Origin of the sequence: Paenibacillus septentrionalis, assembly GCF_042659865.1 — a bacterium.
Classification (GTDB): domain Bacteria; phylum Bacillota; class Bacilli; order Paenibacillales; family Paenibacillaceae; genus Pristimantibacillus; species Pristimantibacillus septentrionalis.
This window is the reverse complement of the sequence record NZ_JBHSTE010000004.1, coordinates 72705-96739: the sequence shown is the minus strand read 5'-3', so window position 1 is coordinate 96739 and position 24035 is coordinate 72705. Positions and strand designations below refer to the sequence as shown.

Genomic DNA, 24035 nt, shown 5'->3' with positions numbered 1-24035 from the left:
TCACCAACTGAAAACTAGCGGCACTCCAGGAAGGAGTACCGCTCAACAGCGTTTTCTATCTTATTCGGTTACTTTCCATGAGCGTGAAACAGCAAACAATACATGCTTGCTCACCTCATACAAGCTCTTTGTTGCACCGATTTGTGTAGCAGGGTCCTTAGCTGCTGCGAGCATCACTTTGTTGTGATTATCGCCACCCTGCCATACTGCCATCACATCGAGCGATACGTCACCGCCTGCATAGATCATTTTCACTGGGTCCATGTGCGGATACATATTAGCATCGGTAATGACTAGTCCTTCAAAGCCCCATTCATTGCGAAGAACCTCTGTTAGCAAGCCTTGATGTGCACCTGCCCAGCTCAAGCCGATGAAGTTAAAGGATGACATCACGCCCAAGCTTCCGCCTTCCTTAACAGCCAGCTCAAACGGCTTCAAGTAGATTTCGCGAATTGCCTGTTCGTTCGCCCATACGAAAAATTGATTACGGGCATCCTTCTCCTTATCATTCACCGCGAAATGCTTGATGTAGGTAATAACGCCTTTTTCACGCGCTGCCTTCACAACCTGTGCGGCAATTTTACCAGATAGCACTCCGTCTTCACTATAGTACTCGAAGTTTCTGCCGTTGAATGGCGTACGGTGAATGCTCATCGCTGGAGAGTACCAGCCGTTATAGCCAAATGCTTGCGCTTCCTGTCCAATGCTTGTTCCCATCAGGAAGGCAGCATCTGTATTCCATGTTGCTGCAAGCACACTTGGTGCTGCATACGTTACGCCAACCCCTTCTGTTCCCATAATCGGACCAGAATAAATGTTGGACGCTATTGCCATCGAGCCATCTGGCTGAAGCGTTTTTGGTACACCCAAACGATCAATCGCTAGTAGTTGATACGCACCCATTCCTGCGATATTCGCCATTTCATCAAGCGTTAGCTGTGACAGGAATTCATCCCAGCGTGGATCGTCATATGGTACGTCCTTCATATCTGCGAGCATAATCGTTTGCTCTAACGTCTTCCCAAACTCAGGAAGATCAGCCTCGCTATAGCCTAGCTCCGCATCTGTCGGTACTTGTGCAGTTAATGCATCAAGCACGTCTTGGTTTGCAGTGAAATCTGCTTGCTGTGGTCCAGTAAAGGCACGGCTCTCAGCATTCCATTCACGTTTCAAATAGTCATCCACTCCGAATGCATCGTCGAATTGATTCGTTGCTGTTTGGTGATCGGAAGGACGTTTGCCGTCATGTTCTTCATTATAGATAATCGTATCTCGAACCTTATATGTCTCAGTATCAAGCTTATCATGTGCATTTTCCATAAGCATGAGCTCATAATCGCCTGCTTCAAGCACATACGCCTTATGCTCTTTATAGTCGTAAGAAGCTAGCTCCTCTAAACTAAATGATAACGAATAATAATCGGTTTGCCCTGGCTCAATCATATTTGTTTTCTTGAAAGTCACTAGGTTGACGGAAGCTTTTTCAATTGCACCTGTGTACGGAGGATTCGCATAAATTTGAACGACATCCTTACCCGCTACATTTCCTGTGTTCTCTACGGAGACACGCAGTGTAATCGTGCCATCCTCTTCCTTCATATCGACAATATCCTTATTGAAGCTCGTATAGCTAAGTCCATGACCGAACGGGAACAGCACTTCCTCATCGTAGTTATAGCTGTCGTCCGTTGCATGACGTGTCTCATAATATTTGTAGCCTACATAAATGCCTTCTGCATAATGACTGAAATATCCTGAGTTGCCTTCGATGTTGTTGTATTTATTGGAAGCCCCCGTCATAATGCCATCATTATCTAGCGCATTATAGTTGTTGGCTGCCGGATTATTCATCAAGTTAGTTGGCCATGTATCCACTAGACGACCTGATGGATTAACAGTACCATTCAAGATTTTAGCCAATGATTTTGTTCCTGTTTCACCAGGATAGCTAATCCAGATCACGCTTTTAATCGCTGGATAATTGTTAAGAAAATCAAGCTGCATCACATTGGCAGAGTTAATCACTAAAATAACATTGGCAAATTCGCTTGCAACAACATCAAGCATCGCTGCTTCTTCATCAGTTAACGCTAGCTGTGCTGGTGTTAGGTCATTATCCTCACCACCACCTCTTCCCAGTACGACTAGAGCCGTATCAGAGAATTCCTTCGCTTGTTCAAGCAATGTTGACCCATCGCTGTAGAGCGAACTGTCCGTATAAGCGGTTACCGGTACTTCAGGTAATGCCAGATTAGTTACTTCTCCTAAAATTTCTGAGTCACTGCGGTTTTTAGGTGCAGCTGTTTCGTTGATCGATACCTTGCCGCTTTTATAAAAATTGTAATGCAAGTAAAGCAAATCCTGATTCAATTCGTAATGACCGACATCACGTAATGCATCCTCAAGCTTAACAGCCTTCGTAACATCCGTTGCAGTCGAACCACCAGAGTTGAATAGTGTCACGACAGAACGTGTGCCGAATACATTCAGCTTCGTTTTATTCTCTTCCGATGTAGCGAGTGGCAGGAAATTATCGTTATTCTGCATTAACACAAAGCCTTCATCGGTTATTTGCTCAATTGTTTCTGTTGCAGTGGTGTAGGAAAGACGTTGCTCCTCCGTATCTGGCTTAAACTTGGCAAGCAGCCAGTTGCCTGCAGATGTAACGACAAACGCATAATAAAGTACGCCAATTATAATAACAATTAGTGCTCCTAGTGCAATTAGCCAGTTTCGCTTTTTCTTGCTCATTGAACTCATTTTACTATCCCCTTTCTAGTGTTACAGTGCTCTCTCTTTATCTATCCAATAGCTCGCCATCTTCTTTAGGCTGTTGCTTGAAAATAATTTTGAATATCGGGAAAAACACCCAGAATGAAATCGCACTGTTAATAATCATCGTAATCACATCAGCCGTTGTTTCTCCAGCACTGCCCATTCCCCAGGTATTCATTAGCAAATCGTAAATTGGTGCTTTATATAGTCCTTGAAGTGCAGCAGCGCCTATTGAAATGACAATGTACGCAAGGATGTACCAAAAGGCTGCTTTCCATATATTGCTGTTCGACTTGAACGTAATATTTCGTTGGGCAAAGAAGTTAATGATTTGCGCAATGGCAATGGACAGCTGAACAGCGAGAAAATAGGCAAGACCACCGCCGCCTCCAGCTGATAGAGCACCTGCCGCATAGTCAAACACAAAGTATGGACTGCCATCAAAGTTGCTGCCGAGCTGCAATACTTGAAAGCTGGTATCAACCAGTGTTGTTTTGCCGAACAAGGATTTGAACAGCGGCATGACGACTATCTGCAATACGGTTACGCCATTGCTCAGCAGAAAAAACATAAGAAACTGAGCAAGATTAGGATGCTTCTCTGTGTAGGTATTCCATAAGCTGATTAATCCTCTAGATTGTTGTTTCATTAGCTGCTCTCCTTATTTTGATTTCGCCGTCTGCATGAGCTTCTTTCTTTCCTTAAGCAGATGACGCAACCCTTTAAAGAAGCTGCCATTGGCCATCATCAGTATGCCATCAAGCATCGGCATATTCACGATACCGCCTGTCATTCTTGCAATACCTCGAAACGGCATATGGTAAACAGACATCATAATCAAGTTAGCAGTACTTCTTTTTCCAATTTTCTGTAAAAACCAATGTGCAAAGGTAATCCCATGAAACGCGAGTCTCGCAATCCACCCCTTCGCATACTGGCACTGTGCAATCGTATCATTGTAGCCAAGTGGCTGCGAGCGATCCCACGTTGCTGTTGGCACTGCATGGCCAAGCAGCTGTTCGAATTCAGCCTGTGAGACGTTGCTTGCCTGACCACTGTAATAGGAAGGAAGCTGCTCCTTCTCATATGGCACAGGAGCACCGCTGCCTGCAACATGCAGACTCGCCTGCAAACGAATATCCGCGCTTGAAGCCCCTATCATAATCGTATAATTCGCTTCTTCCACTTCCCAGCGATTGGTTTTAACGTTAAAGTAGCGGAAGGTTTTGTCATCAAAAGGAATATGAACCGTTTTGCTTTCTCCTGCTCGCAAAAATAGTTTCGTAAAGCCTTTTAGCTCCTTGCTTGCTCGAAAGATGCTACTTGTCGCACATCCAACATATAGCTGAGCGATTTCCATGCCATCAAGCTTGCCACTGTTCGTTATCGTGAACTCCGCGCCAGTCTCATTGACAGTCAGATCAGAATAATCGAAGGATGTGTAGCTTAATCCATAACCAAACGGATAGAGCACCTGCACATTAGCGGTATCATAGTAGCGGTAACCAATAAATAGCCCCTCACGATACTCGACGCTAACTTCCTTGCCAGGAAAATTACGAGAGGCTGGCGTGTCCTCATAACGAAGTGGATACGATTCAGCCAGCTTACCTGAAGGGTTGACCTCACCGGTCAAGACGCGAAGAACTGCTAGAGCACCTGCCTGACCGCTTAAATAGCCATGCACCAAGCCTTTCACCTGATGAATCCACGGCATTTCGATTGCCGAGCCGCATGATAGTACAGCAATGATGTTCGGATTAGCTTGATAGAGAGCATCCAGCAATGCGATCTGATTAGCTGGAAGCTTCATATTTTGCCGATCCAGCCCTTCGGCCTCCGTTGCTTCATCCAGCCCGATATACAGCAAAACAACATCAGCCTGCTTGGCAAGTGCACAAGCTCTAGCTAGTTTTGCGCTGTTTTTGTTGCCATAACGATCATAGCCTGGCTCGTAGCCGATGCTGTTGATGTTAACGTGCTTCAGTGCATTCAATGTATTATCCAGCATCGTTGGATTAACAATTGACGAACCTGCTCCCTGATAACGAGGCTGATCCGCGAAGTCACCGATAATAGCTACCTTGCTTTGCGGGTTCAGCGGCAAAATACTGTCTTCATTTTTCAGCAATACAATAGATTCTTCCGCAGCCTGCTGCGCTGCAGCATGATGCTCCTTAACATCAATAACCGGCTTATGCTCACCAGCAAACGCCTGCTCCGTCGTAAAAATGAGATCCAATAGACGGTCCACGCACTGATCCAGCACGTCTTCATCCAGCTCGCCGCTCTTGATCGCTTCTACGATCTCAGCATTCGTTTCGCCTGCAGTTGTAGGCATCTCCAGTTCATTTCCTGCAATTAGCCCTGCAACACGGTCGTTGCTACCACCCCAGTCGGTTACAACTACGCCATCATAGCCCCACTCCTCTCGCAAAATATCCTGCATGAGATGGAGGTTTTCATTGGTGTATGCGCCATTTACCTTGTTGTAGGAGGACATAACCGTTAACGGCTTGCTCTCCGTGATTGCGATTTCAAAGGCGGTCAGATAGATTTCACGCAATGTTCGTTCATCGACAATCGTGTCAATCGACATTCTACGTTCTTCCTGATTGTTAGCTGCAAAATGCTTCACGCATGCAGAAATGCCATGCTCCTGAATGCCTTTAATATAGCCAGCTGCCAGCTTTCCCGCGAGATAAGGGTCCTCGCTAAAGTACTCAAAATTCCGGCCACATAAAGGATCACGCTTCATGTTAATACCTGGACCGAGCAAAACATTAAGCTTTTGCGAAACGGCTTCCTTGCCGAGATAATGTCCAATTTTTTCTCCAAGCTCTACATTCCAGCTATTTGCTACTGTTGCAGCCGTTGGAAAACAGGTAGCAGGAATACTTGGATTCAACCCAAGATGATCGGCTGCCGCCGCTTGCTTACGAATACCGTGCGGTCCATCAGCTAGAAAAATACTTTTAACGCCAAGCCGTTCAATCTCTTGTGTCTGCCAAAAATCTTTGCCGGACATTAAAGATGCTTTTTCTTCCAACGTCATATGTTTGATTAAATCTCTATATTTCATACAGGCTCTCCACTTAATCCACTTATTTTGAAAATTAATGCTTCATTGATCTATCCGTTCTTTGTCGTTGCTAATCTATTTGTTGTCATTTGCTTCAAAAAAATAAAGCGTATTCATTTATTTCCTGTTGATCGTACTCCCTCACCACCCTGCTTTAGTTCGATTATGCCGCATATACATTTGGAGCTATCATGGAAAGATTCTAGCATGTATTTTTTTTATCTCCGTAAATCCGCACAAACTGTATTGTTTTTTGCATGAACTGTATCGTACTCTTTGTCTTTTTGCTATAACTTCCAGGTTTTTAATAAGCCGATCAAGTTCTCTAAAGCTCGCGACAATATGACTAACCTTCTCTCGTTGCTCCTCCATATTGACTAATATTTGCTCAACTGATGCGGTGGATTGCTGCGTGATGCTGGATATATCAGAAACCTCATCCACTATAGATTCCGAGGAATGCTGTATGCGTACTGTGTTCTCATTAACCTCAGTCGCTTGCTTAACCACCTCATAGGTATTTTCAGCAATTTGCTGAAACAGCTGCTGTGAGGTTAAGACGGACAGCTGACTTTGATCAATCGAGCTTTTACTTGCTTCTACTTGATCTGTTAACGAGTGACATGTTCGCTGAATGTCTGTTAGTACAACGCCTATTTGCTCCGTTACCGTCTGAGAGCTCGCCGCAAGCTTACGTACCTCGTTGGATACAACAGCAAAGCCTCGTCCCTGCTCGCCAGCTCTTGCTGCTTCAATTGCAGCATTCAGGGAAAGAAGCTGTGTCTGCTCTGCAATGTCCTTAATGGCAGACAGCATGCCGACAATTTGCTCACTTTGCTGATTTAGAATAGCCATAGATGAGACTATATTGCCCATATCTGCATCCACCCTAAGCATTTGCTTATTAAGCTGTTCAACCTGCTCACGTCCTCGATCTGTTGTGGAAGCTGTATGTACCGAAAGCTCCTTCATCATCGTTGCACTTTCTGCTACCCTTGTGATTTGCTCGCTGTTCCTTGAAATCGTGGTGTTGATACTTGCAACTCTGCTAGCCTGCATCCCTACTCCACTGGCCACTTCACTGAATGCCTGAGTTACTTCGTTCGATAGCTTCCCAGTAATATCAACATTTTCACGAAGCAGCTCACTATATTGTGTAAGCGTTGTTGCAGTATTTCGAATTTCATCGATAATGTTCTCTATTTTGCTCCCTGCCTCAATTGCTTCTGTTGTGCGCTTCTCCGCCTCCAAAAACAGTCGTTCGTTCAAAATGCTCACAAGCAGAAACAATGCATAGATGAGAATGTCTGTCGTTCGATTCGTTAAAAGCTCAGCTAGACTCCTTCCAACCGACATATCAATTCTTAGCAACAATGCTACGACGACTACACTATAAATCAATGTCAGTCGGTAGTTGGGATACAGCATAAGCGGTGCAAGCCATAAAATAGAGCTTGCAAAATAAGCTTCGGGCGATATCAGACTCATCATGCCTGAGATTAAAATTAAAAGAACGAGTAAAATATAAGGTATCTTTCGGATTAATATTCGCATATAAACTGAGATCGTTATAAACAAACTCATTGCAAATATTCCAACCGCAATCCCGATCAGCGGCATACTTGCACTTGCGAGCAATATGCATCCTATAAAAACAAACAACAGCCAGCTAAACAGCATGATCACTTTATTACGCTTCAAATACACCTCATCGATACGACCCATCTCTATTTCTCCTTTCTAGCTTCACTCTGTTATTTCATTTTTTGGCACATATTTGAATCTATCATATGTTCTCTCTAGCTCTTGATCCCTTGCATAAACTGTCATGATTTCTGCATGAACTGTTGTGACACAAAAAAACAGTCAGTTAACTTAACTGACTGTTTCACAAAAATGCCTATAACCAGATGCCCGTTACATCGGAATTAAGATTTTCAACTCGAACCAATTATCCTGCTGTCCTACACTTACGACACCACCGTATTTTTCTACGGAATAGCGAATACTTTTCAAGCCGTAGCCATGATTAAACGTATCCAGCTTTGTCGTTACAGGCAGGTCGCCCTCCAGCTTAAGCTCTCCCTCAAAATAGTTTTCGAAGCGAATCATAATAAATCCTTTTTGTGCGAACACCGAAACATGAATTAGGCGTTTTTCTTCCTCTTCAATACGCTGCTCATATTCAATGGCGTTGTCCAGCGCATTGCCGAATATCGTACAGATATCAATGACGTCTATATGATTCAGCAGACTGCCGTCTGCTACGCAGGTGAGCGTAATTCCATTTTTAATGCAGAACATATTTTTGCTGGCAAGCAGTGTATCGAGCACATGATTCCCCGTCTTGTTTTGCGCTTCGAAAAACTTGATCTCCTCCTCCATCTTCTTCAGATATGCGTTTCGTTTCTCCGCATCCTCTTCTGCACGCAGCGCAATAATTTGATTTTTCAAGTCATGATACTTATAGTTAATCAGCTCCATACTTTCCTTGGACTGCTGATATTGCGAGTATTGATGATGAAGAATGTTTTGTACCGCCTTTAGCTCATGGCGAGTTCGCAGCTCATTTAACTGAATATGATAGGCATACAGAATCGCAAAGCCTCCAAGATCAACGAGAGTCCGAATATTTATAATTTCCTGTGCATATTGTCCGCTAAATGGGGTTTGCGAGCTAACAAAGCTTAAATTGCTGATACCAAATACAGCAGCGCCAATAAATACAGTTGACAAAAGCTCGCGATGTCTAATATTCAGCTTGCCATCCTCGGGGATATGCCGTTTTTCCAGCAGCCAAATCATTGCAAATGCAGCCCCATAGATTACAATTAGCAGCAAGGCTTCCTGCCAAACTGGAGCCTGCTTGCCCTGCCAAATAAACACATGCACCTGCCATTCCAAAGAAGCTACAAACTCAGCGGCTACAAATGCTCTGACGCTAAAATAGCCCGCTTCCTGCACGCTAATATTACAGCTCGTATAAATGAAATAAAACATAATGCCGATTGCTGCAATCATACAAGGGATCCAGAAGTAAATGGGAAGATTCTTCGTTAGCACCAAAAACAAAGACTGTACGACTAGAAATCCACCTGAAAAAGCAATCAGCCCCCAGCCTTTAAGACGCTTTCTCAATGGCAATATATAGATCATGCATGCAAGCCATTCCGCTAATGCCGTATACAATCGAGGTATTTCCGGGAGCACCGTGTTCATTTGATCACTTCTCCCCAATAATTCGATAAGGCTTCCATGAAGGCTTTGCGCTTGGGACGACTAATGAGCAGCTGATTGCCTTTCACAATGGCGAATATATCGTCCATCCCTTCTACATGCTCCAAATTAATAAAGTAGCCTTTATTGCCGCGGAAAAAATGATACCCTTCCAGCTGCTCCTCCAGCTCCTTCATCGTCCCTGAAGTTTCCACTTCTCCTGTTTTCGTATAGAAAATAAGCTTATGACCCTGACTCTCAATATAATAAATATCCGAAATCTGGAAGCGCTTTACCCCGCCTTTTATTTTTATCGTAATAAAATGCTCCTCACGCCTTTTCATCCGTTCAATCGCACGATTTAAGCGCTGTGAAAATTGGAAATATGAGATCGGCTTCAAAACATAATCAAGCGCATCGACTGCGTATCCTTTAATTGCATATTGCGCCATATTTGTAATAAAGATGATGACAACTTCTGAGTCGACCTTTCTAATTTCCTCTGCTGCCGACATGCCATCCATAAATCGCATTTGCACATCCATTAAAATGATGTCAAATTGGGCCTTATAATCCTCTACAAATTCATCTCCATCTGCATATGTCGCGATCTCGATATGCTCGCCCAGCTCTTGTTCGAATTTATGTAAATACTCCATCAGCTGATCCTTGTAATGGGCTTCATCTTCGACAATAGCAATACGTATCATCTATGTCCCTCCTTTTCATCATGTTGGTTAAATGATAGGGGCTCGATCATTGTTAGATTGTTCATGGATGAAACAAAAATACCACCCTTGATCGGGTGGTGTCAAAATTAATTGCGAATTGCTTAATCAAACTCTACCTCAATGCGATTGCTCGTGCTGTCCTGCGACTTCGGCATCCTTACTTCCAGCACACCGTTTTTGTATACGGCCTTGATATCATCCTGCGACACAGCACAAGGCAAGGTTACTGATCGCTGGAAGCTGCCTACAAACCGCTCCTGTCGATGAATCTGCTCATCCTGTATGTCATTGAATCGTTTCACTGTACCAGCGATATGAAGAACATTGCGATCAATTTTAATCGTAATGTCGTCCTTACTTACAATGCCAGGCAGGTCGCAGCTTGCGACCACTTCATTCGCTGTTTCATAGACATCGATGCGAACACCGCCGAAAAATTGGTCGCGTCCCAGTGAGAGCGGCATCTCTTGAAACCAGCTATCGATTTCCTTTCTGAATTTGCTTAATTGCCGAAACGGATCATATGGCCCTAGTGCCATGCAAAGTCCTCCTCCAATGTGTTTTATTCTTCATGATCAATATATGTGCATAGCTCCGCTTGCGGTTATTAAAATAGGCAAATAAACAACGAGGAATTTCCACTAAAAAGGCAAAGGTCGCGGACCCTTGCCTTATGGATGGTATCGTTATGAAGGACTGGACATGTGCATGCCGCGATCACGCGTACGTTTCAGCAACAGCATGGAAAGCGTGCCGAATAGCAATAGTCCGCTTGTGACGATAAACAATGTCTCGATTGTCGTCTGCAGCAGACCTAGTCCAGATGAGCCTGCAACTACACCAAGCGAGAAAAAGGCATAGAAATAGCCATATGCTTTACCGCGATTTTCCTTCGTTGTCCCGCGCATCAGCAATACATTGATGGAAGGGAATAAGAAAGCAAAGCCAATGCCATATAGGGCCATAATGCCATAGTAAATGCGTACATCATCAATAAGTCCAAGCAAAAGCTGACTCACACCTAGCAGAAGCAGGCCAATCATCAGTCCTGTCTGTGGTGCAATACGGTCAAACAGGTTCTTTGTGCGAAGCACAAAAATACATACGACAACAAGGCCAAATACGCTGAGCAGCGTACCGCTAAAGGAGGAATCATAGCCGAACTTTCCTACTCTCAGCGGCAGAAGATAAGCCAGTGCCCCTTGAGAGAACATTAGCAGAAACGCGCCTGCGAACGAAAGTCCAACCTGATTGTTCCATACAAAAGGCAAGGACTTCTGCTCGGCATCCTTCTTAAACACAAGCTTGCGCATGAAGATGAACGTAATGACCGTCAATACTGCTCCAGCTGCGGCTACAATTAGAAAAACCGTTGGTGCTGAAGTTCGTGCCGCCACAATTCCGCTAAATGCAGGCCCAACGATCGCCGCAACGCCAACAAATGCTCCTGTAACCGCATTTTGACTGCCTTCCTTATTCTTTTTGCTCTGATTCGCTACAAATGTAAAGGCAGCCGGCACGATAAAGCCGCCAATAAAGCCGTGAACAAACCGTACAACGAGCAGCATGGCTGGCGAATCCACTAAGCTGTAGGAGACGAGCAGCAGGCATGTCCCAATCAAGCCCGCAGCGAGCACCTTGAAGGCGCCGATGCGATCTGTAAGGTTACCCGCTAATATATTCCCGCCTGTGTTAGCCAGAGAGTAAGCTCCTACAATAAAGCCGGCTACCGTTAAAGAAGCGCCTAGCGATTCAGCATACGTGCTCATCACAGGAAGTTGTGTAAACAGATCAATAAAGGTAAAGAAGATGATGCTGTACACGAGCCATAGCAAAGGGATGGGCTTAGCCAAGAAAGAGTCCTCTCGCTTTTTCAAATATCGATCCAGCACAAAGTTGCCAAACGGAATAAAGGCAACTGCGACAGCGAGCACACTCCAATAAAGCTTCCATTGAATAAAGAGCTGCGCCGCTGCAATGGACAAGGCATACAGTGTAAAAATAAGTCCGTGAATTGCACCAACAATCGTAACCGCAAGAGGCATGCCCGCCCAATACTTCAGCGGCATCGCGATAAACAGCAGCACGAGCAGTGATATCCCGTCCAGCAAACCTAGCACTCGCAGGCATTGTATCGGTAGTTTTTGTTTTCTTATACTCATATGTGCATGTTCCTTATCTATTGTTTTCTCTTCATTATACATGAAACGCTGCACTGCACATGTAGAAGAAATGCAACAAAAATCTGTCAATTTTGTTTCGACTACTGACCTTGATCAATTCAACCATTGCCGAATCGAGTCATCAACGATTCGTGTAGCAGATGAATAAAATGCGATCTGCAAGCCATCATCAACAAGGGAATAAGATGTTGCAATCGGCTCTCCAGTATCAATGACCAGTTCATAATATATCGGATCGCCAAATGAACGGCTAGGCGTAAAGCTCGTTTGGACCACGCCAGCATCCAGTATATCCGTTAAAGTCTGGCTCTCCTCTGCGTCAAGTGCCGCTACTTCAACAGGCATACCTTGCTCATCCCTATAAAGATAAACATGCTTGATCGCTTGCTTATCGAGCTTATCGTAGGATGTATGGAATTGTGCTCGTGCATCTTCAGCGGCATACAGCTTATAGCCATATGGATGCGTCGAACTTTCAACGGCAAGCAGTTCGTCAGGATCGTAGCCCTCAACCTGGTATAGCTTCGTGCCTTTGCTCAAATAAGCAGCGTCTCCCGATTGTATGCGATAGCTTGGGTTGGTCACATTATCTGCAACATGGAAGCGGACCTCTCCTGCGGCCTCCTCTGATACTCGCTCAGGCTCAAGCAGTACAACACTGAACAAGCCTGAGTACTGTACGCTGCCAAGCTTTACAAAATCAACCCAGTCAATGCTTGACTGAGCAGGGTTGAGTGTTTTCTTAGGATTTATCGAACAGCCGCTCAGCAACAATAAACTGATGACAATCAGGATGCTTATCGCTTTATTCATGTCTGCACGCCCCTTCCTTCTTTCTTTCTTTCTTTTAATAACGCTCACAGACTAGCTGATGTTACAGGTAGAGCACGTTGCTTTAGCAATTTTATTTCCAGGACGAAGCTTGTCACATTTACGCTATAAATATATGAGAGATTCTACAATTCTCTACATTATCTCTGCTAGAACAGTCTATTTATTTCGTTTATGATAGACATATGCTCTACTCCTCATGAATAGCAATAGCGCTACATAACCTTCATAGCTCTGCAATCCTATACATAATTACAATTATGCTTCAGCTATATATTCCATCTTATGCCGCTAGTTCTTCTCACACGTTTATTGTTTTATATATCTCCTGTGCCTATGACCGTCTATTAGAAAATTATCATCAGATTTTCATTTTACTTTTAGACTAAATATAATTTATACTTAGTATAAGTTCATATTCAAATTATTTTTAGGAGGGATTAGCGTGTCTGATATTAACAAAAAATTACACACAGCATTTGGTGCTCCAGTAGCTAACGATGATGATTCATTAACAGCAGGTCCTCGCGGACCCGTCCTACTTCAAGATGTATGGCTTCTTGAAAAATTGGCTCATTTTGACCGTGAAGTCATTCCTGAACGACGTATGCATGCTAAAGGCTCCGGTGCTTTTGGTACATTTACCGTTACGAATGATATTACTTCATATACAAAAGCTAAATTATTCTCTGAAATAGGCAAGCAAACAGAAGTGTTTATCCGCTTCTCTACCGTTGCGGGAGAGCGTGGCGCTGCCGATGCAGAACGTGATATTCGCGGTACTGCAATCAAGTTTTATACAGAGGAAGGCAACTGGGATATTGTAGGAAACAATACGCCTGTATTCTTCTTCCGTGATCCAAAACGTTTCCCTGATCTTAACCATGTCGTGAAGCGTGATCCTAAAACGAACATGCACAACCCGCAAGCGAACTGGGATTTCTGGACTAGCCTGCCTGAGGCGCTGCACCAGGTTACAATCGTGATGAGCGACCGGGGGCTTCCAGCTTCCTACCGGCAAATGCATATGTTCGGCAGCCATACATTCAGCATGTACAATGCGGACAACGAGCGCGTATGGGTGAAATTCCACTTCTACAGCGAGCAGGGCATTAAAAACCTTACGAATGAAGAGGCAGCTAAAGTTGTCGGTGCAGATCGTGAATCACACCAAAGAGATCTGTTCCAAGCGATTGAGGACGGCAACTTCCCGCGCTGGAAAATGTACATTCAGGTTATGACGGAAGAGCAAGCAAACAACATGAGATACAATCCTTTTGATCTAACGAAGGTGTGGTATAAGAAGGACTTCCCTCTTATCGAGGTTGGAGTGCTGGAACTGAACCGCAACCCTGAAAACTACTTTATCGACGTTGAGCAAGCTGCATTCTCACCTGCAAGCATCGTTCCAGGTATCGGCTTCTCTCCAGATAAAATGCTGCAAGGCCGTCTATTCTCATACGGTGATGCACAGCGCTACCGCCTTGGTGTCAACCACTGGCAGATTCCGGTCAACTACCCGAAAAACGTTGAAAACTTCTGCCCATTCCATCGTGACGGTGCGGGTCGCGTCTATAACAACAGCCCTAGCGTTCCGTATGCGCCTAACAGCTATGGACACAATGAAAGCAGCAAGGAGCATCAAGAGCCAGCGCTTGATCTATTCGGTGCAGCAGATCATTGGAACTTCCGTGACGATGATGACAATTACTATGAGCAGCCTGGCAAGTTGTTCAATCTGTTCTCAGACGATGAGAAGCAGCGACTATTCTCCAATACGGCAGCTGCGATGCAAGGAACAACGAAAGAGGTTCAATTGCGCCATATCAACAACTGCTACAAGGCTGATCCTGCATACGGCGAAGGCGTTGCTAGAGCGCTTGGCGTTGATCTTAGCGAGGTTGAAGCTGCAGCAGGCAACAGCTAATGCTCATTAGCCCGTAAACGGCCTAAGCATGTGCCGCTTTATATAGATAAAAAGGATGAAACGTTCGTCACTTCCGAGCTGACGATAACGTTTCATCCTTTTTTATTCTTAAAATAATCATAAATTATTCTTATTAACTATAAAATAAGGTTGTATTCATCGTGTATAATTAATATTTACGTTACATTTTCAAGAAAAAATAGATAGTCCAGTTATTAATTTTCACATGTCTACATGTGCGGCTATACGAATAGATGGCATTCTTTGCTAAAAGCTTTGTAAAATGTATCAATCTCGTAATACAATGATCAAGAGGATTTTTCACTAGTCGTGTTGAATGATATGTCATATCTACTTTTATCAGCTTTCCCTTTTCATTATCCACTTTTTGCAACATATCAAAACATTTGGTAGTCTTAGTAATGGACATCATCTGATTTAGTGAAAAAACTATACCCTAGAAAGGAGAAATCTCCTTGACCAAGCTTACGAAAACCTTTATTCTGCTTGGCCTATTAGGCATCGTCTTATTAAGCTGTGCAAGCATGACGAATCAAAATAATGCAAACAAAGAGCAAGTCCAGCCGTCTAATGAACCAGTCATGGTTGAACAGCTCTCATCCGATATATTGCTAGCAGAGCATGAAGCTGCTCGTGTTTCTATTACCGGTGTTCAGCAGGACACTGAAACTATTGCACCTATTACCGTTCATATTGACGGGGAACAAAAAACCTATCAGTGGCAAAACGTTGCTGATGTGGAGTATTATCCAGAGCTTGTCGTAACCGATCTGAATGCGGATGGACAGGATGAAATCTATTTGTTCTTAACAAAGGGCTATGGAACTGGCGTCGTGGATACACAGATTCACATTTTGCGCAAAAATTTTACTGAATTCACTCCACCGAACCCTTTTGTTGATTTGAAAGGAAAGCTTACTTCGACCGTTGATGAGAACGACAGCGAGCAAATTTATACACTGCAATTAAATAAACGAGCGTACACTTATACCTACCAGCATGATGAAGCTGCGATGTGGTTCGAAGAAATCGTAGTAGGCAAGTCTACGACGTATCGTATTGAGCAAAATGAGCTTATTCTTTCGCTTTCGCTTCAGGTTGCGCCAACGATTACGGTAGGAACCTTGGAAATGAACTATAAGCTGATCGATAATCAGTTCAAGCTAAGCTCGATGAGGCTTGTATAATACGGGCTAATGCATTGTTTTGCAGCTGGAACAGCGGCAAAACAACTTGGCAGCCACGCATTCGGTCAAATTCGTAAAAAGCAGAGGGTGCAATTTCTCATTAGCACACCCTCTGCTTTGTCGTGTCTTTTTTTTCATTAGCCTTGCAGCAATCTATGCTATTCGCTAAAATCAAGATTCAGCGGCTGCTTGGGCAGCTGAATCTGATCCAGCATATTTGTTACTGGGGTTTTATGGTCAACCACTTCGAAGCGGAACCCATCAGCCCAAACCTTCCCTTTTCCAATTAGCAGTACTCCGAAATGAATGGACTCGCTACCCTCGGGCACATCCAGCACGATCGTGTAGTAATTCCAATCGGTAGTCCCTGTAATTAATCGATTATGCATATTGTCAAATTGGATAGAATCGCCTGCTGCATTGTCTACCCGGCACCAAGCCGCGCATTTATAAGCGTCCTCTGACTTTATGTAGCAGGACATTTTAAGTCGTTTACCCAAGTAGTCGTCAGCTTGAAAGCTCTGCATCATCGTTCCAAATTGCTCCGTATCCTCTACCTCTTGTGATGAAGATTGCAGAACGCCTGACTTGGCTCCAGAATGAAATACTTTTTCATCTATCCCAATCGTATACTGCCACGGATGCGATCCGCTTAAAAACCATCCTTTGATTGGCGATTGCTCAGACGCCATGCTTTCATTATTCATATTTTCTTCCTCCATTCCGATTAACGTTTTCATCATTTTTCGATATTTCCCTGGCGGCATCGCATAGCTTTCTCTGAATGAGCGTGTAAATGCCTCCTGCGACTGAAACTGCAGTTCCAGGGCAATCATCAATATGGATTCCTCGCTATGCATGAGCAGCATCGCGGCCACAGCCAATCGCCGCATGCGAATGTATTCGCTAATGGCCATACCTACCTCTTGCTTAAACACGCGTGTTAAATGAAATTTGGAATAGCCGACAATTTGCGCAAAATCGTCTAAAACCATCTTGCTTGTTAGATGCTGTTCGATATAGTGAATGGTTCGCTGCGTAACGTTACTATATTTCATTCGCTCACCTCATGTTTATTGTACCGCAGCGATTCGACTTATTTTTGATAAAAATTGCGAAAATGGGAGCGAATAAGGATAGCATGGCTGTCAACAATAACGATATCTTATTAGAATGTGAGGGACGAACAGTGAGAGAAGACTATACGTTTGCCAATTTGGAGGACAAGCCGGAGCTATTAAAGGAATTGCAAAATTTAGAGGAAAAAATCGAGCAGCAGCTGGGGGTTTCTGTGAATCTTATTGCTTATACGCCAGATAAGGAGCAGCTGGAGATTTATGAGGAGCTGGATTCTCAAGGGTAATTGCACGGTGGCTGTGCCAGGTGCTACCAATAAGTAATGAGCTGCACGTGATCGTAGCCGCAGCTTGCACATACGATCAAATGCGGACAAGCCGGCTCGTCTGCAGTATGAGGAAAGCCATCCCCCATCTTTACTGTTTCATCGTCATTATAATGTCCATACGGATCAAGATAGTCAGATACCTTGCCGGCATCCTCCATGTTATGACGACAGCGAGGACATGAGCCGCTGAATTCCTGCAAGGCATTGCATAACGGACATACACCCATTCCAAGCGCTCCTTCCATTCGGATTGTTTGGCATTAGTATGTCCGCGCTTGATCAGTGCATGCATGTTTTCATAAGCAAAACTAGTCCAAAACGCAAAACTGCTCCTCTTATGGTAGAAGAGGGAATCTAAAGTCTCTTAACCATAGGGGAGCCGTTCATACATGTGCGATAACTAAGCTTTGTTGTCATGCTCGAGTAGTAGTGCGTCTGCTTAATAGCTCGGTATGCGATCAAGCTTGAACAATCCATGCTGCGTACAGTATACATAAAGTGCGCCGCGATTCAGAAGCGGCAAGCGAAATTCTGCATTCTGCTCTGGGTAGAGCTTAATCAGATGCACGCGATCATACGTAACGAGCGCGGCGAATGATAAATAATGCTTCTTGCTCATCTCATGCTTCAACGTAACGTAGAATTCATGATCGATTCTTTCTACCTTCATCTCATGCTCTCCTGCAGCAGACTGCGCCTTTAAAGGCTCCAGCACTCTCCCGCAGCAGGACAGGCTGCCTTGGCCTGTGCTCGTCATTACATTTCCACATGTGTGGCAACCGTAAAATTTGATTGATTTCATATTCCCTCTATCCTGTTCATTTGGATTCAATTCTCCATCCAGCAGCTTATCAATATCTACACCGAGTATCGCACTTAGTTCCCCAAGTAAAGATACATCAGGGCAGCCTGAACCTCGCTCCCATTTGGAAATTGTTTTATCGCTTATATTCATCTGATCTGCCAGCTGCTTTTGCGTCATACCCTTTTCCTTGCGCAGCTGGTGAATGAGCTTGCCAACTTTTAAGCAATCCATTCCCGTATCACCTCCAGCCTCTCCATCATAAACCTTTTACATGCTTTGTCTCAATCAACGCTCCGTAGAGTAGCAACATTCGCTTGCAAAAAAACGGAAGCTTTGCAAGCTTCCGTTTACTGCTGGTTACGTTTTCAGTTGCTATGCGTTATTGCTCCAGCTGACGTACCTCGATTGGAATCAACATCTGCTCCAGCTGCTTGCGATGCTGCTCATATTGTGCAGGCAGCATCAGCTTGCTGCCCATGCTCTCGTAAGACTCGTCATGAGCAAAGCCTGGTGGATCTGTCGCGATCTCAAATAGAATATTGCCAGGCTCACGGAAATAGATCGCGTTAAAATAGTTACGGTCACGCACATCAGTCACATGCAGTCCTCGCTCTGCAACATGCTGCTGCCAGCTTAGCTGATCCTCGTTGTCTACCGCTCTCCAGGCTAGATGATGCACCGTTCCCGGCCCCATAATGCCACGTTGTCCAGTCGTCAGCTTCACGTCAACAATATTGCCAATATCAGACGAAGCGCGGTATCTGGCATAATCGCCTTCTGTACCTACAAGCTCCAGTCCCATCACATCTGTCAGTACTTCTGCTGTACGCTCAGGGCTACTTGAGAACAGCACCGCGCCGCCAAAGCCTTTGATCGCGACATCCTTCGTAACCCCTCCAAAGGACCACCTATTGAGCGCTCCCGCCTCTCGTTCAACGAGTTCAAGCTGCAAGCCATGCGGATCTTCGAATTGAATGTACGCCTCGCCAAAGCGCTCTGAGAGCACATAAGGAATATGGAAGGCTGTGAGACGCTGCTTCCAATATTCAAGCGCTCCTGATGGAACGGCATACGTAGTTACACCAACCTGACCATCGCCAATTTTCCCAGGATGTGCTTGAGCCCAAGGAAAAAATGTAATGATCGTACCCGGTCTGCCTTGATCATCTCCAAAATATAAGTGATAGGTTCCAGGATCGTCAAAATTAACCGTTCGCTTTACTAGACGAAGGCCTAATACACCTGCATAAAAATCAACGTTCTCCTGCGGATGGCCGACGATAGCGGTAATATGATGAATTCCTGCTGTATGCTTTGTCATCACTGTAATCCACTCCTACTCGTTTCAACATTTAAGTTACAATACTTCCTTTTCCAGCTTCAACGTGCTTCGAACTGTATCAATTGGCCGAACCATCCGTTCGATCTGTGCTCGTTTTGATTCCAAGAACGGTGGCAGACTCAGCTTCTCACCCAACGTTTCATAGGGCTCATCGCCCATAAAGCCCGGTCCGTCTGTCGCCCATTCAAATAGTATGCCTGGGGCAACACGTACATATAACGATTCGAAGAAGAAACGATCTACATAACCGGAGGTCATGAAGCCGAAGCTTTCCATTTGTTTAATCCATTCCTTCAGCGCATCGGTGTCTGCTACTCGAAATGCAGCATGATGGACAGTACCATAACCTTGCTGTCCTTGCGGAAGCAGTATATTGTGCTCGACAATGACTTGAGCGCCATTTCCGCCTTCGCCAACCTCAAACAAATACAACGAGCCTTCCTTGGCAATCTGGCGCATTAGCATGGTTTTCTCAAGCACTTCCTTGATATAGTCTATCTGCGCCACACGAATATGAATTGGCCCTAGCCCTGTAATCGCGTAATCAAGCGGTGCAGGTCCCTGTTGCCACGGTGTCCCTGAAGCAACCCCCTCATTCAGCTCATCGGAAATCAGCATATATTGCTGGTCGTCAAAGTCAGAAAAGGATATCGTCTTTTTGCCGAACAGCTCCTTAATGCCTGTGTGCTTTACATCGTATTTGTCGAAACGCTTCACCCAATATGCCAGTGCGGCGTCTGAAGGAACACGAAACGCGGTTTTGTATATTTCGTTCGTACCATGTGTTCCTTTTCGAATGCCGGGGAAGTCAAAAAACGTCATATCTGTTCCTGGTGCGCCTGTATCATCGGCAAAAAATAAGTGATAGGTTTGAATATCATCCTGATTGACTGTTTTTTTCACAAGTCTCATGCCCAGCACATACGTAAAAAATTGATAGTTTTTCTCTGCACTGCTCGTGATTGCAGTAACGTGGTGAATACCTCTTAACTGATTCATCGTAAACCCTCCAATGTTAAATGTCTTAAATTTAAGATATATCTCTAAAAAAATAGTTGCAGCTTCTGTAATAAGTGAAATACAAAAATCTTTAATTTAAGATAATTGTAGCATACGATGCTTTTGAAAGTCAACCAAGAGGCAAAGTGAGCCTCTTGGCTGTTTTCATAAATACGTATGAATATGTCAACTGTTATTGATTTTTCAATTCTTTTTCTCCTAATTTCGCAAAATAATCTATTAAGAAATGAAAAACAATAAGCGGTAAAATTGACCCTAAGCCAATATAAAGGATAGAAAATAACATTCCAAAAATTGTTGTTCTTACTACTCCCGTTAAAAAGCCTTGATAAGTGTGAGCGAGACCAAACAATAATGAGGCTAACATAATATTTATCCAAATTGGAAAATTAGGAAATAAGAACCCTAAAGCGAAAATTAAAAATCCTCTATATATAATTTCCTCAGTTACCCCTGCGGTAATTGAAACGTAGCTCCACAAGGTTTTCTCTTTTTTTGTTGCTGGAAGTATTTCTGAAAATTCTACTTTATCCCATTCTTTTTCTTTTGCTTGCAAAAATTTGTTTCTAATCTTACTGCTATAATGATAACCAATTAAATAGTATAAGATACCGAGTAAATATAATAAAGCAACACCAAATGTAGCGTAGGTAATGATTGGACCAAGTTCTTCAGTGTTAATCATTGGCATTGTTAATCCAATATTCGTGAACGTTAGGTCTGTAAATGCAACTAAGAGCAGTATAAAAATGGTGGGGATCCATAGACCTATCATTGAATGGATATAATAGTTGATCCTTGCTTTATCTTTCGTTTTAACATCTATCTTGAATTTTTGAAAATCAAAATAACCAACAATAGGTTCATACAACACGATAAATATGATGACTAGCCAAAATGCAATTTCCACTTTTTCACCCCCATCTCGTTTACAAAACAGCGACGTCGTCTAATTATTAATTTGTTAGATCGCTTCGGCTGATCGTTTCACAAGCTTTTGATAGTAGTCATGTCCATGCATCAGCTCTTGATGCGTGCCTCTGCCGGTTATGACGCCATTCTCCAGCACAATAAGCTGGTCGGCATGGGTCACCGTCGATAAACGGTGTGCAATAATGATCGTCGTTCTTCCCTTCATTGCTTCCTTCAATGCTTCTTGTACATACGCCTCCGATTCATTGTCCAGATTCGACGTCGCTTCATCCAGCAGTAAAATTTTCGGATCTCGAAGCAAGGCTCGCGCAATCGCAATTCGTTGACGCTGTCCACCTGATAGCTTAATGCCCGCCTCGCCTACTTGCGTATCGATGCCATGCTCCAAGCGGCTGATGAATTCCCAAGCATTTGCCTTCTTCAGCGCTTCTATGATATCTTGCTCACTTGCCGCTACATCGCCATAAGCTACATTATCTCGAATCGTCCCGCTCGTAAGTGGACTCTCCTGCGATACATAACCAAACAAGCTGCGCCATTCGTGAAGCTTAATCTGCTCGATTGGTTGATCCCCGTAACGAATTGTACCGCCGTGATTGTCATAGAACCTTTCAATTAAAGAGAAAATCGTTGTTTTGCCGCCCCCACTAGTTCCAACAAGTGCAGTTGTTTTTCCATGTGGAATTGCCAAGGACAGTTTATTGAAAATTTGCTTTTCCTCGTAACGGAAGTCCACTTGATCGAATACGAGCTCCGACTGTTTTGCTTTCAGCACAGTCTCTCCTCCGCCTTCTACTGGCTGCTCAAGCATCTCATGCAAGCGTTCGGTTGCCCCAAGCGCTTTTTGAACGGATGTGAAAAAAGTAGCCATCTGCGTAAACGGCACAACAATTTGCACCAAATAAAACATAATCGCGACTAGTGCGCCTGCTGTAATCGCTCCTGAGGCAACCTGAGCTCCGCCATAGCCGAAAATCGCAATAAGCACAATCATTATGACCAGCGTCATTACTGGAGACAGGATCGATAAGATTTTTGCTTCTTTAAGACCTATGCGATACAGACTTCTAATTTGCGATTGTCCGCGCTCGTCTTCAACCTTTTCAGCCTGATATGCCTTCACTAGTCGAATATTCGTCAGTACGCGTCCCAGATGGCCGTTAAAGTGAGCGAGCGCATCTTGATGAGCGAGGGAAATTTGATTCATGCGACTGCCAAGCGGCAGCAATACCGCAATCGACAGCGGCACAGCGATTAGCATCAACAACGTCATTTTCCAGTCAATCCACAGTAGAATCGCAACAGAGCCTACAACCGTCAGCAGCCCCGTGAAGAATGAAATAAAATGCTGCGTAATCAGCTCCTTAATGACATTCGTATCCTGCGTAATGCGGCTCATCGTCTCCCCAGACTCATGCTTGTCAAAATAAGCAACCCGTAATCGCAGCACATGACTCCATACACGCTCCCGTATACCAGCGACAATTTTCCCACCAATCGCGGACATAAGATAGAAGGCAATACCTGATATCGCGGTTTGCACAAGCAAAGCCAATCCTACCAGCAGCAGCGCTGACCACGACATGCCTTGATCCTGAAAGGAGTTGATGACCTCCATCGTTAATAGGGGTACAGCTAGGCCCATTGTTGTTTCAACAATACCGAGCAGAACAGCTACTACCATCATCCACTTTGGGGGCTTCGTATCCTTTATCAATGCTAGTAGTTTTTTAAGTTGATGATTCATTAGACATCTCTCCCCACAGGCTAAGTTTTTCTATCATTGGCTCCAGCCACTTTTCCTCTTCCTTCGTAAACGGCATATTAAAAAGTGCTGAATCAAGTTGCAGCTTCTGTTCATCAATCTGTAAGGAAACCTCAACGATACGATCCATAATATGCTGAGGTATAACAGCGAATAGCTCCTCAAGAAGCGGCAGTACCTCCTCCTCTGTCAGCTGCAAGCGATAAGCCTCCTTGATTTTCAAACCAACCGCCATGAAATGCTTGTTTAATAAGATCAGCTCTTCATTCGAAAAATCATACAAGTCCTCAACCAAATCCTCTGGTAAAAACGTCTTCAAATATGACTTCTGTTCATCACCACGAATCAAATCATGTATCAATGCAAGAAAAATGTCAGTATGAACCTGTTCTTGCTTTTCAGAAAGCGCAATAGCATGATCGAGTGTCTCGATCGTTTTTTCAAGCTGCGCTTTTTTAATGAGCATTTCCTGCTTCTGCTGCAGCAATGAATCATGAAGATTGTGCGTACTGCTCATCAGCATGCCTTGAATATCCTCCAGTGCATATCCGAGATACTTAAAGATTAATATTCTTTGAAGGGTTACAAGGTCCTGATCCTCGTAATACCGCCTGCCTGCTGGCGAGATATAAGCCGGCTTAAGTAAATTTTTTTCATCGTAATATCGCAAGGCGCGTATCGTGACCCCGGTCTTCTTCGAGAACTGTCCAATGGTATACATCTCATATCCCTCCCTGTTGGCTTTATTATAAATGCTGACGTAACGTTAGAATCAAGCTAATATTTGTAACCTTTTCCTTTTAGAACAATAA

The 24035-nt window shown here is 44.0% G+C and carries 20 protein-coding genes; 3 read left to right on the top strand and 17 right to left on the bottom strand.

The window, feature by feature from the left end; genetic code table 11:
* Nucleotides 1–60: 60 nt before the first annotated feature.
* The 9 genes from ACFP56_RS12245 to ACFP56_RS12205 form a co-directional block, all read right to left on the bottom strand.
* Complete coding sequence (locus ACFP56_RS12245) at nt 61–2760, bottom strand: beta-glucosidase (protein ID WP_379234825.1); 2700 nt, start codon at nt 2758–2760, stop codon at nt 61–63.
* A gap of 37 nt (nt 2761–2797) precedes the next feature.
* Complete coding sequence (locus ACFP56_RS12240) at nt 2798–3424, bottom strand: hypothetical protein (RefSeq protein ID WP_379234823.1); 627 nt, start codon at nt 3422–3424, stop codon at nt 2798–2800.
* A gap of 12 nt (nt 3425–3436) precedes the next feature.
* Nucleotides 3437–5857, bottom strand: coding sequence for a beta-glucosidase (locus tag ACFP56_RS12235; RefSeq protein WP_379234821.1), 2421 nt, complete (start codon nt 5855–5857; stop codon nt 3437–3439).
* Between the two features lie 189 nt (nt 5858–6046).
* Nucleotides 6047–7582, bottom strand: a complete 1536-nt coding sequence (locus ACFP56_RS12230) for a methyl-accepting chemotaxis protein (RefSeq protein WP_379234819.1) — start codon at nt 7580–7582, stop codon at nt 6047–6049.
* A 192-nt stretch (nt 7583–7774) separates the two neighbouring features.
* Nucleotides 7775–9076, bottom strand: a complete 1302-nt coding sequence (locus ACFP56_RS12225; protein ID WP_379234817.1) for a GHKL domain-containing protein — start codon at nt 9074–9076, stop codon at nt 7775–7777.
* Nucleotides 9073–9783, bottom strand: coding sequence for a LytR/AlgR family response regulator transcription factor (locus tag ACFP56_RS12220; RefSeq protein WP_379234815.1), 711 nt, complete (start codon nt 9781–9783; stop codon nt 9073–9075). The genes ACFP56_RS12225 and ACFP56_RS12220 overlap by 4 nt, the downstream gene beginning before the upstream one ends.
* 122 nt (nt 9784–9905) lie before the next feature.
* Nucleotides 9906–10343, bottom strand: coding sequence for an Hsp20/alpha crystallin family protein (locus ACFP56_RS12215; protein WP_379234813.1), 438 nt, complete (start codon nt 10341–10343; stop codon nt 9906–9908).
* A 147-nt stretch (nt 10344–10490) separates the two neighbouring features.
* The gene (locus ACFP56_RS12210; protein WP_379234811.1) at nt 10491–11966 is read right to left on the bottom strand and encodes an MFS transporter; all 1476 of its coding nucleotides are present in this window, start codon (nt 11964–11966) and stop codon (nt 10491–10493) included.
* A 114-nt stretch (nt 11967–12080) separates the two neighbouring features.
* The gene (locus ACFP56_RS12205; RefSeq protein WP_379234809.1) at nt 12081–12800 is read right to left on the bottom strand and encodes a hypothetical protein; all 720 of its coding nucleotides are present in this window, start codon (nt 12798–12800) and stop codon (nt 12081–12083) included.
* A 463-nt stretch (nt 12801–13263) separates the two neighbouring features.
* Here ACFP56_RS12205 and ACFP56_RS12200 point away from each other — a divergent pair, with 463 nt between their 5' ends.
* Nucleotides 13264–14745: a catalase gene (locus ACFP56_RS12200; protein WP_379234807.1), complete on the top strand. Its 1482-nt coding sequence runs from the start codon at nt 13264–13266 to the stop codon at nt 14743–14745.
* Nucleotides 14746–15221: 476 nt separating this feature from the next.
* Nucleotides 15222–15953 carry a hypothetical protein gene (locus ACFP56_RS12195; RefSeq protein WP_379234805.1) on the top strand — a complete coding sequence of 244 codons (732 nt, stop codon included), beginning with the start codon at nt 15222–15224 and terminating at the stop codon, nt 15951–15953.
* A 158-nt stretch (nt 15954–16111) separates the two neighbouring features.
* On the opposite strand, the gene ACFP56_RS12190 is transcribed toward ACFP56_RS12195, so the two are convergent.
* A complete protein-coding gene (locus ACFP56_RS12190) occupies nt 16112–17011 on the bottom strand; it encodes a helix-turn-helix transcriptional regulator (protein ID WP_379234803.1) in 900 nt (299 codons plus the stop codon).
* An 83-nt stretch (nt 17012–17094) separates the two neighbouring features.
* On the opposite strand from ACFP56_RS12190, the gene ACFP56_RS12185 reads away from it, so the two are divergent.
* Nucleotides 17095–17316 carry a hypothetical protein gene (locus tag ACFP56_RS12185; RefSeq protein WP_379234801.1) on the top strand — a complete coding sequence of 74 codons (222 nt, stop codon included), beginning with the start codon at nt 17095–17097 and terminating at the stop codon, nt 17314–17316.
* A gap of 23 nt (nt 17317–17339) precedes the next feature.
* Here the strand turns inward: ACFP56_RS12185 and ACFP56_RS12180 are convergent, their stop codons facing one another.
* The 7 genes from ACFP56_RS12180 to ACFP56_RS12150 form a co-directional block, all read right to left on the bottom strand.
* Entirely contained in the window at nt 17340–17585 is a 246-nt protein-coding gene (locus ACFP56_RS12180; protein ID WP_379234799.1) for a hypothetical protein, read from the bottom strand.
* A 212-nt stretch (nt 17586–17797) separates the two neighbouring features.
* Complete coding sequence (locus ACFP56_RS12175; RefSeq protein ID WP_379234797.1) at nt 17798–18394, bottom strand: helix-turn-helix domain-containing protein; 597 nt, start codon at nt 18392–18394, stop codon at nt 17798–17800.
* A gap of 148 nt (nt 18395–18542) precedes the next feature.
* On the bottom strand, nt 18543–19484 hold the full coding sequence (locus tag ACFP56_RS12170; RefSeq protein WP_379234795.1) for a ring-cleaving dioxygenase: 942 nt from the start codon (nt 19482–19484) through the stop codon (nt 18543–18545).
* A gap of 36 nt (nt 19485–19520) precedes the next feature.
* Nucleotides 19521–20504, bottom strand: a complete 984-nt coding sequence (locus ACFP56_RS12165) for a ring-cleaving dioxygenase (RefSeq protein ID WP_379234793.1) — start codon at nt 20502–20504, stop codon at nt 19521–19523.
* A gap of 193 nt (nt 20505–20697) precedes the next feature.
* Nucleotides 20698–21435 carry a CPBP family intramembrane glutamic endopeptidase gene (locus ACFP56_RS12160; protein ID WP_379234791.1) on the bottom strand — a complete coding sequence of 246 codons (738 nt, stop codon included), beginning with the start codon at nt 21433–21435 and terminating at the stop codon, nt 20698–20700.
* 54 nt (nt 21436–21489) lie between these two features.
* Nucleotides 21490–23205: an ABC transporter ATP-binding protein gene (locus tag ACFP56_RS12155; protein WP_379234789.1), complete on the bottom strand. Its 1716-nt coding sequence runs from the start codon at nt 23203–23205 to the stop codon at nt 21490–21492.
* Nucleotides 23189–23944, bottom strand: coding sequence for a MerR family transcriptional regulator (locus tag ACFP56_RS12150; RefSeq protein ID WP_379234787.1), 756 nt, complete (start codon nt 23942–23944; stop codon nt 23189–23191). Before ACFP56_RS12150 ends, ACFP56_RS12155 begins: the two co-directional genes overlap by 17 nt.
* Between the last annotated feature and the right edge of the window lie 91 nt (nt 23945–24035).